Source organism: Mesorhizobium erdmanii, assembly GCF_013170725.1.
Taxonomy (GTDB): Bacteria; Pseudomonadota; Alphaproteobacteria; order Rhizobiales; family Rhizobiaceae; genus Mesorhizobium; species Mesorhizobium erdmanii.
Window position 1 is genome coordinate 4,119,982 of the sequence record NZ_CP033361.1, and the last position, 11,508, is coordinate 4,131,489.

At 61.5% G+C, this 11,508-nt stretch carries 10 protein-coding genes and 1 pseudogene; all 11 read right to left on the reverse strand.

Annotation, left to right across the window (positions count from 1 at the left end; translation table 11 throughout):
• Positions 1-44: 44 nt before the first annotated feature.
• A complete protein-coding gene (locus EB233_RS19965) occupies positions 45-836 on the reverse strand; it encodes an ATP12 family chaperone protein (RefSeq protein WP_064991417.1) in 792 nt (263 codons plus the stop codon).
• Between the two features lie 12 nt (positions 837-848).
• Positions 849-1,721: a DMT family transporter gene (locus EB233_RS19970; protein WP_064991642.1), complete on the reverse strand. Its 873-nt coding sequence runs from the start codon at positions 1,719-1,721 to the stop codon at positions 849-851.
• 47 nt (positions 1,722-1,768) lie between these two features.
• Positions 1,769-2,749 carry an RluA family pseudouridine synthase gene (locus EB233_RS19975; RefSeq protein ID WP_064991418.1) on the reverse strand — a complete coding sequence of 327 codons (981 nt, stop codon included), beginning with the start codon at positions 2,747-2,749 and terminating at the stop codon, positions 1,769-1,771.
• A gap of 60 nt (positions 2,750-2,809) precedes the next feature.
• On the reverse strand, positions 2,810-3,184 hold the full coding sequence (crcB, locus tag EB233_RS19980) for a fluoride efflux transporter CrcB (protein WP_064991419.1): 375 nt from the start codon (positions 3,182-3,184) through the stop codon (positions 2,810-2,812).
• Between the two features lie 31 nt (positions 3,185-3,215).
• A complete protein-coding gene (locus tag EB233_RS19985; RefSeq protein WP_064991643.1) occupies positions 3,216-3,587 on the reverse strand; it encodes a DUF779 domain-containing protein in 372 nt (123 codons plus the stop codon).
• A 123-nt stretch (positions 3,588-3,710) separates the two neighbouring features.
• Complete coding sequence (adh, locus tag EB233_RS19990; RefSeq protein ID WP_064991420.1) at positions 3,711-5,228, reverse strand: aldehyde dehydrogenase; 1,518 nt, start codon at positions 5,226-5,228, stop codon at positions 3,711-3,713.
• Between the two features lie 143 nt (positions 5,229-5,371).
• On the reverse strand, positions 5,372-6,343 hold the full coding sequence (locus tag EB233_RS19995; protein WP_064991421.1) for a helix-turn-helix domain-containing protein: 972 nt from the start codon (positions 6,341-6,343) through the stop codon (positions 5,372-5,374).
• A 171-nt stretch (positions 6,344-6,514) separates the two neighbouring features.
• Complete coding sequence (locus EB233_RS20000) at positions 6,515-8,167, reverse strand: hypothetical protein (protein ID WP_064991422.1); 1,653 nt, start codon at positions 8,165-8,167, stop codon at positions 6,515-6,517.
• A 335-nt stretch (positions 8,168-8,502) separates the two neighbouring features.
• On the reverse strand, positions 8,503-9,333 hold the full coding sequence (locus tag EB233_RS20005; protein WP_064991423.1) for an aspartyl/asparaginyl beta-hydroxylase domain-containing protein: 831 nt from the start codon (positions 9,331-9,333) through the stop codon (positions 8,503-8,505).
• 158 nt (positions 9,334-9,491) lie between these two features.
• Positions 9,492-10,102: pseudogene (locus EB233_RS32270) on the reverse strand (DUF930 domain-containing protein).
• 83 nt (positions 10,103-10,185) lie between these two features.
• Positions 10,186-11,493: a replication-associated recombination protein A gene (locus EB233_RS20015; RefSeq protein WP_064991424.1), complete on the reverse strand. Its 1,308-nt coding sequence runs from the start codon at positions 11,491-11,493 to the stop codon at positions 10,186-10,188.
• Between the last annotated feature and the right edge of the window lie 15 nt (positions 11,494-11,508).

Here is an 11,508-nt window from a genome sequence, read left to right on the forward strand (position 1 = left end):
ATTATGACTTTGGTATTAGGTGCGGTGCGGTAGGGACTGATCGGTCAGGCCTTGAGCGCTTCGAGAAGGCTGACGGCCGCCGCCATATCGCGCTTGCGGGCGGCACGGCGCGCGACCGCTTCGGCGTCCTGTCCCCAGTGTTCGATCTGCCAGTCCTCGTCGACATGGCCGGCGGCCCAGGCTGCCTCCGCGTCGAGTTCGCCCATATCGACGGCCAGCGCCAACAGCGCCGAACCGGTCAGCGAGGTCATGAGATGGATAGCAGCCAACCGCAGCGGCTCGGCGCGCTGAGCAAGATGACTGCCCAGCACGGCGATCGTCTCACGCGGCTGCTCGACGTGGATGATCCCCTCGGCCAGGTTGAAGCGCGCTCCTAATGCGGTACGCGCCCAATCGATAACCGGATCCCAGTGCTCGTTCTGCCGCTCGACCAACCCTTGCGGCGCGTCGGTGCGATAGCAGAGCAAATCGGACGAGGCAAAACGCAGTATGTCTTCGAGCACCGCCTGCGGATCACCGGTGACGCCGTCGATGGCGGTATTGACAAGGCGCATCACCGGCATCGCCACCGGATTGATGGTCTCGCCCTGCCCGGCGAATTCGTCGGCGACCAGCACTGCCGCTGCTTCGGTCGGCAGCGCCAGCAGTGCCTTGCCCGGCGTGCGCACCGGCTTGCCGTCCAGATGCACGGCAAAACCGCCCTCAACCGGTGCTACCGAGACGGTCTTGTAGAAGCGCTTGGGCAGCGGTGTCTTCATCTGGATCTGGGCGCGACGCACCGGATCCGGATCCGAGAGATATTTGCCCGCTTCGAGGTCGTTGAGGATGTCACGCATGAAGGGTCTCTCTCACACCGGGGTCAGCTTGCGGGCCGGCCGGTTGACGACGATCAGGCCCGCGGCAATCAGGCCAAGTGCCAGGAAAATGCGAATGGTCAGCGGCTCATTCAAGATGATCGCCCCGCACAAGACACCGAAAACAGGCGACAGGAAGGTGAAGCTGGACAGGCCGGAGGCCGGATAGCGGCGCAGCAGCCAGAACCACAGGACATAGGTGAAAGCGACGATGTAGATCGCCTGGAAAAGCAGCGCCAATGTCGGCAACAGCGAGGGATCGCGCACCGGCGGGCCGGCAAGAGGCAGCACCAATATGCCGACGATCGCCGCACCGGCGAGTTGATAGAGCAGCAATTTCTCGGCGCTCGCCTCAACCAGTTTCGACCGTTTGATGAGGATGTTGGTCAGGGCCCAGAAGAAGCCGGAGCCCAGGCTCAGCAGGTCGCCGAAAAGCATGTCCCCACCGCCGCCAAGCTTGTCGGAAAAGACAGCGGCGAGACCGGCGAAAGCCAGCAGCAGGCCGAGGAACTTGCGCATGGTGATCTGTTCACCCAATAGAAGGTGGCCGCCAACCAGCATCCAGAACGGCATCGTGTTGACCAGCAGCGTGTTGCGAGCGACGGTCGTATGCTCCAGCCCGACATAAAGGCAAAGGAACTCGACGCCAAAAAGCGCGCCGACAGTAATGCCCGCAAGCAACGTGCCATCCTTGGCAAACAGCGCGATGCCGCGCCAGCGGCACCACAGGAAGACGCAGAAGCCGCCAATGACCGAGCGCGCGATCGACAGGAAGACGGGGTCGTAGCCCGCGTAGGAGATCTTGGCGGCGACGTAGTTCATGCCCCAGGAAAAAGTCAGGCCGACCATGATGGCGGCGGCGGCCATGTCGACGGTGTCGCGCCGATCGAGCGCGTCGGTGGCGCCGCTCAAGATCAGTCCTCCGCGCTGGCGTCGTCGAAGCCGATGAGGTTCCAGCTCTGGCGCATATGCGGCGGCATCGGCGCGGTGACGTCAATGACGCCCTTGTCGGGATGCGGAATGATGATGCGGCGGGCATGCAGATGCAGGCGGTTCTGGATGCCGCCGGGAAAATCCCAGTTGGTGTCGGCCTCGAAATATTTCGGGTCGCCGATGATCGGGCAGCCAATATAGGCGGCATGGACGCGAAGCTGGTGGGTGCGGCCGGTATAGGGCTCCATTTCCAGCCAGGTCATGGTCTGCGCCGCCTGCTCGATGATGCGATAGTAGGACACGGCGTGGTCGGCGCCTTTTTCGCCATGCGCGGCCACCCGCACGCGGTCGCCGTCCTCGGTTGGCTCCTTGATCAGCCAGGTCGAGATCTTGTCCTCGCGCTTGGGCGGCACGCCCTTGACCAAGGCCCAGTAGGTCTTTTTCGTTTCGCGGGCGCGGAACGCTTCGGACAGCTTCATGGCGGCCAGCCTCGTGCGGGCGACGACCAGCACGCCCGACGTGTCGCGATCGAGCCGATGAACCAGCCGTGGCTTCTCGCCCTTCTGGCTGCGCCAGGCTTCGAGCATGTCGTCGACATTGCGGGTGACGCCCGAGCCGCCCTGCACTGCAAGGCCTGCCGGTTTGTTGAAAACGAAAACCTTCGGATCCTCATAGATCAGCATCTTCGCCAGGACGTCGGCATCGCCCTGGTTACGGAACGAATGGCCGGTCAGCGCACTTTCGCCCTTCTTGTCGACCTCGAGCGGCGGAACGCGGACTACCTGGCCAGGCTCGACACGGCTGTCGGCCTTGACGCGGCCGCCATCGACGCGGATCTGGCCCGAGCGCAGCAGCTTCTGCAGATGGCCGAAGCCAAGGCCTGGGAAATGGGTTTTGAACCAGCGATCGAGCCGCATGCCCGCCTCGCCGGCCTCCACCGTGATCTGTTCGACGCCTGCCATTTTTCTTCGCTTATCCGTTTCCAAAGCAGGGCTCGACCTGCGCTTGGCGCGGCAATAGCACTAAGGCAGGCTTCTTGCGAGCCAAAGACCCAAAAACAGGGAGATGATGGCGCCAATGACGCTGGCCAGCGCATATCCGAACGCCGGGAGCGTGGCTCCGCGCTCCCACAGTGTCGCGAAATCGAGCGAAAAAGCAGAAAAAGTGGTGAAGCCGCCAAAGACGCCGGTGGCGACGAACAGCCTAAGCTCGTTCGATCCGCCGCGCCGCGCCAAGGTTGCGATGAACAGGCCCATGGCGAAAGAGCCGACGATGTTGATGACCATCGTGCCCCACGGAAAATTCGGACCGATGAGCCGCAACGTGCCCATATTGGCCAGGTGGCGGATGCCGGCGCCAATGCCGCCGCCCAGAACAACGAGAAGGAGATTGAGCATGGCGGTTTTCTGCCCTCGCGGGGCGGTCCGGTCAATCCCCTGCGCGTATGGGCGCTGGCGCCGCACAAACAGTTGAACGCGTCAGGAACCGCCTCTCGCGTCCATTGTCGAGCGAGAACATGCCGCCCCTGCCCGGCACCACATCGATGATCAGATCGGTGTGCTTCCACACCTCATGCTGCGAAGCGCTGATGTAGACGGGAGTCTCGCCGATTTCGCCGAGCATGACATCTTTGTCGCCGACGATGAAATCGCTCCGGGGATAGCACATCGGCGAGGATCCATCGCAGCAACCGCCCGACTGGTGGAACAGCACCGGGCCGTGATCGGCGATGATTTCGGCCAGAAATGCCCGGGCTGCCGGCGTGGCAGAGACTTTTCCCAGGGAAACCTTGTCGAGCATGCCATCCTCCATCACGAAGCGTGCTCCTTCACGAAGGGAACGAGGCGGGGCGATGAAAGCCGCGCCTCGTGTGAAGATCGCGCATGATCCTTTCGACGGGATCATGCGCTGGCTGGGAGGTGATCAGAAGAAACCGAGCTTCTTTGGGCTATAGCTGACAAGCATGTTCTTGGTCTGCTGATAATGGTCGAGCATCATCTTGTGATTTTCACGACCGATGCCCGACTGCTTGTAGCCGCCAAACGCCGCATGCGCGGGATAGGCATGGTAGCAATTCGTCCAGACGCGGCCAGCCTGGATGGCGCGGCCGAAACGGTAGCAGCGGTTAGCGTCGCGGCTCCAGATGCCGGCGCCAAGGCCGTAGAGCGTGTCGTTGGCGATCGACAGTGCCTCATCGTCATCCTTGAAGGTCGTCACCGAAACCACCGGTCCGAAGATCTCCTCCTGGAAGACCCGCATCTTGTTGTGACCCTTGAACACGGTCGGCTTGACGTAGTAGCCGCCGGCCAGGTCGCCCGGCAGGTGGTTCTGCTCGCCCCCGGTCAACACTTCGGCACCTTCCTGGCGGCCGATGTCGAAGTAGCTCAGGATCTTCTCCAGCTGTTCGCTCGACGCCTGCGCACCGATCATCGTTGCCGGGTCAAGCGGATCGCCCTGGACGATCGCCTCGACGCGCTTCAGCGCACGCTCCATGAACTTGTCGTAGATCTTCTCATGCACCAGCGCCCGGCTCGGGCAGGTGCAGACCTCGCCCTGGTTGAGCGCAAACATGACAAAACCTTCGATCGCCTTGTCGAAGAAGTCGTCGTCCTCGGCGGTAACGTCCTGGAAGAAGATGTTGGGCGACTTGCCGCCGAGTTCCAGCGTCACCGGGATGAGGTTCTGGCTGGCATATTGCGAGATTAGGCGGCCGGTCGTGGTCTCGCCGGTGAACGCGATCTTGGCGATGCGGTTCGAGGAGGCAAGCGGCTTGCCCGCCTCGAGGCCAAAGCCGTTGACGATGTTGAGCACGCCATCCGGCAACAGGTCGCCAACCAGATCCGCCCATAGCATGATGGTGGAGGGCGTCTGTTCGGCCGGCTTCAGGACGACGCAATTGCCGGCGGCAAGCGCCGGCGCCAGCTTCCACACCGCCATCAGCAAGGGGAAGTTCCAGGGAATGATCTGGCCGACGACGCCAAGCGGCTCATGAAAATGATAGGCGACGGTGTCGTGATCGATTTCGGAGATGCCGCCTTCCTGGCTGCGTACGGCACCGGCGAAATAACGGAAATGGTCGATGGCGAGCGGTAGGTCGGCGGCGGTCGTCTCGCGGATCGGCTTGCCATTGTCCCAGGTCTCGGCGAGCGCCAGAAGATCGAGATTGTCTTCCATGCGGTCGGCGATGCGGTTGAGGATCAGCGCACGGGCGGCGGCACTCGTCCTGCCCCAGGCATCCTTAGCCTTGTGCGCGGCATCGAGCGCTGCCTCGATGTCGTTTGCGTCCGAACGGGCGATTTCGCCAAGCGGCTTTCCGTTGACCGGCGAGATGTTGTCGAAATATTTTCCTGAATGCGGCGCCACCCATTTGCCGCCGATATAGTTGTCGTAACGCTTGGCGAAGGGCACCTTGGCCGTGCGTGAAAATTCCACCTTGTTCATTTGTCTTCCTCCCAGGAAACAGCGGCACGGGATGTACCGCGCTGTCAGGGAGAGTGAGGATGCCGTCGGGCTTTGTCAGCCCGGGCAGGTCGTCTGCACCAGGCCGACTGTCGCAAGATTGCGACAGTTTCGGCGCCGAAACCTCAATGTGGCCGGCGGATGCCCAAGCGGGCGAGCTTGCGATGCAGAGTGGCCCGAGAAATGCCGAGATTTTGCGCGGCGGCGGAGACGTTGCCATCGGCGCGCGTGATCGCCCGCTGGATTACTCCGCGCTCCGCCTCTTCAAGTTCCTCGGCGGCCTTGGCAACGTCGCCGAGAATGTCTGCGGCGGGCAGCCCCCTGGCCAACGCCTGTTGCGTGATGCCGAGGGTCTGCCGCGCCGAGCGTGTCGCGCCGACGACCAGATCATCGCAGTTGACGGCGATCAGCGCACCGGCGCTACGCTCGGCCGCCGAGGCAAGCAGAATGCGGGCATCGGGAAAACACAGGCGAAAATTCTCGGCCTCGATGCGGCGCGCGGCATCACCGACCGCCATGGCGATCAGGCCGACAAAGCCTTCGGTCAGATCCGACCGGCACGACGAGACATCGAGCGCGGCAGCCAGATTGCCTTCGTGGTCGTAAATCGGCGCCGTCGTGCAACTGAGCAGCGTGTTGCTCGAAAAGAAGTGCTGATCACGGTGAATAGTCAGCGCACGCTGGTCGGCGAGACATGTGCCGATGCCGTTGGTGCCCTCGGAGTCCTCGCTCCATACAGTGCCTGTCCACAACCCCCACTCGTCGAACGTGTCGTTATCGGCGACGGCGCCACGACGTTCGACGGGAATGCCGTCGCGGTCGGCCAGCAGCACGCAGCAGCCAACGCCGCCTACAGCCAGGTATAGACGATCGAGGCTCGCATCCGCGGCGCGAAGCAGAGGCTCGATGCGGCGCCGGGCCTCGCTCAACTCGCCTTCGGTGAGGCGTCGAGGCGCCTTGCGTTCGGCCGGATCGAGACCGTGCAAGGTCATTGAGCGTCGCCAGGATGCGACCAGCGCCGAGCGCGCCGCATCGCTGCTGGCGATGGAGGCCTGGACGAAATCCGCATGATGACCGGTCGGCTGCCGCCCGCTCACCTCATCCTCCCAAGGCGATTGTCACGTCCAACTCAGCGTTATATCCGTTCCGATATATCCACTGTATCAGATGTATAGGAGTGAAGCTCTGTGGCGCTATAGGACGATGGTGCAAGGCCGGCTAAGGGATGGCAAGATCGGCGATATGGCCCGGCTCAGTCAACACGCTCGTCACTGCGCAGGCACTGTCCAGGCCGGATACCGCTTCCTGAACTCGCCGTAGAGAGAATCGATTTCCGGTGCGCTGACCGGGCGTACCTGCTCATAGAGGTAACCGTTGACGCCGCCGGACAATCGGTATGACGCGAGTTGCTTGTAAGCGGCGCCCAGGCCCGTCCCGTCAAAAATATGTTGGTTCGGAAGCGTGACACAGGTCTGCGCGCCGGGTTGCAGGTGCGTAACGGGCTGGTCGGTTACGATCACATATCTGGATTTCAGTGCGTCCGGCCGGAACTGATCGCGACTATCCACCTGGCAAATCCATCCGACATGCGGAAGCAGACGCCGATCCATGCCAAATAACAACGCATCGCTCATGACAGGGCCAGAAGCAAACACCGAAAAATGGTCGTCCGGCCCCATCCTGCTGACGAGGTCATCGATCAGGCGCCTGTATTCGGGGAGATTGTCGAGGTGAAGGGGAAGCGTGGCTTCGCTGGGAAAAACGAACCCGATCGGAGACAGCAACTGTCGACCGGTTGGAAAAAACGCGCCGAGAAAGGCAAAGCCGGCGACAGTGGCTACGACGGCGGTCGACCATCGCGATCTCAGCGCCAGCGCCGAAACAATCGAAACGATTGCCTGTGTGTATGCGGGAAGGAGCCAAAGAAATATCGGCAGCGAGTGATGACGTTCCGGATCCTGCGTGCGGGTGAAAAGAAGAAAGGTGAGGACCGAAGCAATGGCACAGAACAGGGAAAACCTGTTGCCGCGCACCACGGAGATATAAAGACCCACAATGATCAACGCCCAATTGACATAGCTGAGGCGGGATCCCACTCCGGCAAGCTGGGTAACGATGGTCGTTCTGTAGCCGCTATAAAGATCGGCGTAGCTGGTTCCAAGAATTCTGGCGATCAGCGGCAATTGGAAGTGCAACGCGGTCGCGGCAACAACGAAAATCACACACGCGCAGCCCAACGCCGCTTTCCGGAAGGCGGGGAAATCTCGATCCCTAGCGATCTGCTGCAGGCAAAAAATTGCTGCCGAGACAGTGATCCCGATGGCGGCATAGGCGTACCAGCGACGCAGCATGAACGCCAACCACAGGCATGCGCCGACCGATATTCCGCTGATCACTGGCTCACGGGTCAGGAATCTGGACTTCCACAGAAAATAGGTCGCCGCGGTGAGAGCGATGCATCCGGCAATGTCGGGCAACCCGCGCAGCGTCGGCGCCCAGAACGGCGTGTAGAGAAAGACCGCGATCCAGACCGCGAGCCGGCTTCGGGAAGGTGTCTCGGAGACCGCTTCCAGATAACTTATCCTGCCCATGAACAGGACCGCCGGAGCCAGATAAACCGTGACAATTCCGGCAACGAAGGCGAGTCTTGAATCGCCAAACATGAAGTGAAACGGCATCAGAGGCACAAGGATCGCCACGCCGTAATCTTCCGTCGCGATCGAGGTACCCAGTTGGCTCAGCCATTCCGAGGGGCTATCGGCCAGCAGCGCTCCCTGCTGTTTGAACATATTGAAATAGGCTGCGAAATCCCAATAATAGACGGGTTCTTCGAGATTTATGTACGCCGCGCTCAGGGCAATGCCGAGCAACGCGATGCATATGTAAGCACCGCAGAATCCGAGTATTTTCTTCTCAGTCACTTGAAGTCGCCAAGAAAACAAGAGACGGATCTTCCCCAGTCAACTCTTAGACGTTGCTAATATATCTGAGAGCTGTTCTGCCAAACGAGAATCGGAAGAATTCGCGCAACCAACTATCGGTGCCTTGAACAGGATGTATACTTAAATGCACGGACATCGCAAGTGTTGACCGCGCGCTGAAATACCGCTGAAGGAACATACCCTTCCAAGCGGTCGCTCTATATATTATGCGTACGTGATATATATCGAAGCGATACGTGAGAAGCCGCCAAAGATGACCCGGCCTCGCACACCGGAACGCTGCCGGCAGAACCGGCAGCGTCGGCGATTTCAGCTCAGGTGGTTTCGACCTTCTTGGGCTTGGTCGAGCCGATCATCTTCCAGTTCTTGTAGAACATCGAATTGATGCGCTCGACGCTGACGGAGACAACAGCGAGCATGCCGGCGATCAATCTCGGGAACGGGGACGGCCTGACAATGTCCATGAACACGCAGTAGCGGCGGCCGTCATATTCGTTGACCGAGCGGTGCAGCAGCGTGTCGTCGAAAATGAACTGCGGATTGTCATACCAGTAGTTCTTAACGTTGCCGCACTCGACGAAGATTTCGGCTTTGACCGGGATCAGGTTATAGAGGATGCGCAGGCTGAGCCGTAGCGGACCGAAATGCCAGGAGGTCGATTCGCGTTTGCTGAAGACCGACACGGCGATGGTCTTGATGTATTTGAAATCCTTGTTGAACTCGGCGACGTTGTCGATCCTGTGCTTGCCGTACCACTGGTAGACGTACATGCCGCGCCGGCCGGCGCCGAAATTGGCGTCGATGTCGGCGATGATCTCGTCCTTGCGGGCCTTGAAGATGTCCAGGACCTCATTGACCTCGCGCTGATAGTCTTCCGGAAACTGCTCCAGCTTCCAGACACCGGGGTTCCGGTAGCAGAGCAGATCGACCAGCAGGTTGAAGGGCGACAGCAGCCAGGTGAACAGGCCGTTGCCAAGGAAGTAGCCCGAGAACAGCGCCATATCCTTCCTGTCGTTGCGCAGCACGTCGATCAGGCCGCAAACGATGAAGATCGTCGTCAGGATGGGGATGAAATAGAAGCCAAGGGCGAGAAGCGGTACGGCGATGGCGAATTTGCGAAGGGATTTGCGAAGAGCTTTTGTCATTTTTCCACGCGCCGAGCGCGATCCTGTTGCGAATGAGTGTGCCAAATCACGGCAACGACCACCGCCCGGTCGTGCGCCTTGATAAGGTCTTTTGGGTCGCCGCACAACGCCACGACTTTGTGGCTTGGCAGTTGCCTGGTGGAATTTGCCGGCTTCCGTCAATGCACCGCCGGCAAGCCGAGCTCGTCCCATTTCTCCCTGGCCACGGGATCGCCGACCAGGAACTCAAAGCCGATGACGCTTTGGCCGTCTGGTGCGAGCTGGCATTTGAATTTCAGGTATACCAGTTTCTACGGCTGCGAAAAGCCGCGCCGTCGGCGGCGATCGTGGTGCCTCTGACCTTCTCCTCGGCCGTCGCGTAAGGCACGACGCGTTCCGGCTGAAAGTCCGCGCGCCAATGCCGGATCTGGTCCATGGCCTCCAGATTACACAATTGCACCATGCGCTCGTCGGAAGCGAAGGTCTTGAGATCGGCGCGCGCCTGCCGGCTGCGCGGATCGGCAAGCGTCTTGGCCGACAGCATTTGGGTCGGCCGGATCATCGCCGGAGCGGTGCGCTGTCGAGGTTGAGGAACACTCGGGGCCGGTGGCGGCGCCGATGGGAGCGTCGGGGCTCGAACCTCAGGCACTGGAGAGGGAGCCGGTGCCGACGGCGGCCTTGTCGAGGCCTCGAACTGCCGCGGCGTCAGAATGTCGACCGACACCCGCTCCTCTTCCAGCCGCTTCGGCCGCTTTGGCAACGGCATAAGCGCCAGCGTGGCGGCGAGCATCGCGTGGAGAACGACCGAGGTTGAAATGCCCCAAGGCGAGGCCTCGCTTCGAAGCGTCACGACCACCGGGCCACGCAAGCCTGCTATTCCCGCTCTTTGCGCAGCTTCGCCCAATAGTCGAGCCGCTTGCGGATATCGCGCTCGAAGCCGCGCTCAGGCGGATCGTAGAAGATCTGGCGGCCCATCTTCTCCGGAAAATAGTCCTGACCCGAAAAAGCATCCGGCTCATCGTGATCGTAGCGGTAGCCGGCGCCGTAATCCTCTTCCTTCATCAGCTTGGTCGGCGCGTTGAGGATATGCTTCGGCGGCAGCAGCGAGCCATGCTCCTTGGCAGCGCGCGTGGCCGCCTTGAAGGCAGTGTAGACGGCATTGGATTTGGGCGCGGTGGCGAGATAGACGGTGGCCTCGGCAAAGGCGAGTTCGCCCTCCGGCGAGCCCAGATAGTCATAGGCGTCCTTGGCGGCGTTGGCGATGACCAGCGCCTGCGGATCGGCAAGGCCGATGTCCTCCATCGCCATGCGCACCAGCCGGCGGCCGAGATAGAGCGGATCCTCGCCGGCATCGAACATGCGGGCGAGATAGTAGAGTGCGGCATCGGGATCGGAGCCACGCACCGATTTGTGCAGCGCCGAGATCAAATTGTAGTGGCCGTCCTGGCCCTTGTCGTAAATTGGCGCGCGGCGCTGCACGATGCGCTGCAGCCCTTCGGGATCGAAGACCTCGCCAGGCTTGGCGGCACGCCAGACTTCCTCGGCGAGCGTCAGCGAGGCGCGTCCATCGCCATCGCTCATGCGGATCAGCATCGTCCGCGCGTCTTCGTCGAGCGGAAGCGCCCTGCCCTCCGTCTCCTCCGCGCGCATCATCAGCTTGGCGATGCTCTCCTCGCCAAGCGAATGAAAGACCATCACGCGCGCGCGCGACAGCAAGGCGGCGTTCAGTTCGAAGGATGGATTCTCGGTTGTCGCGCCAACTAGGACAACCGTCCCATCCTCCATGACAGGGAGAAAGGAATCCTGCTGGGCGCGGTTGAAGCGATGGATCTCGTCGACGAAAAGCAGGGTCTGGCGGCCGTTGGCGCGGCGCAGCTTGGCCGCCTCGAACACCTTCTTCAGGTCGGCGACGCCGGAGAAGACCGCCGATATCTGCTCGAAGGCAAGGCTGGTCTCGCCGGCGAGCAGCCTCGCCACCGTGGTCTTGCCGGTTCCGGGGGGGCCCCAGAAGATCATCGAGCCGAGCGAACCAGAGCCGATCAAACGGGTCAGGGCGCCATCGGGACCGGTCAGGTGCTCCTGGCCGACGACCTCGCCAAGGTTCCTCGGCCGCAACCGGTCGGCAAGCGGCCGCCCGGGCGGCGCCTTCTCCGGTTCATCGACACTGAACAGATCGGCCATGTAGGTCTTCTGGTT

What these genes read in the sequence shown, in the direction of transcription:
- adh (WP_064991420.1), bottom strand. Translation starts at nt 5,228, where the DNA reads ATGAACAAGGTGGAATTTTCACGCACGGCCAAGGTGCCCTTCGCCAAG.
- EB233_RS19965 (WP_064991417.1), bottom strand. Translation starts at nt 836, where the DNA reads ATGCGTGACATCCTCAACGACCTCGAAGCGGGCAAATATCTCTCGGAT.
- crcB (WP_064991419.1), bottom strand. Translation starts at nt 3,184, where the DNA reads ATGCTCAATCTCCTTCTCGTTGTTCTGGGCGGCGGCATTGGCGCCGGC.
- EB233_RS19970 (WP_064991642.1), bottom strand. Translation starts at nt 1,721, where the DNA reads ATGGCCGCCGCCGCCATCATGGTCGGCCTGACTTTTTCCTGGGGCATG.
- EB233_RS20005 (WP_064991423.1), bottom strand. Translation starts at nt 9,333, where the DNA reads ATGACAAAAGCTCTTCGCAAATCCCTTCGCAAATTCGCCATCGCCGTA.
- EB233_RS19975 (WP_064991418.1), bottom strand. Translation starts at nt 2,749, where the DNA reads ATGGCAGGCGTCGAACAGATCACGGTGGAGGCCGGCGAGGCGGGCATG.
- EB233_RS19985 (WP_064991643.1), bottom strand. Translation starts at nt 3,587, where the DNA reads ATGCTCGACAAGGTTTCCCTGGGAAAAGTCTCTGCCACGCCGGCAGCC.
- EB233_RS20015 (WP_064991424.1), bottom strand. Translation starts at nt 11,493, where the DNA reads ATGGCCGATCTGTTCAGTGTCGATGAACCGGAGAAGGCGCCGCCCGGG.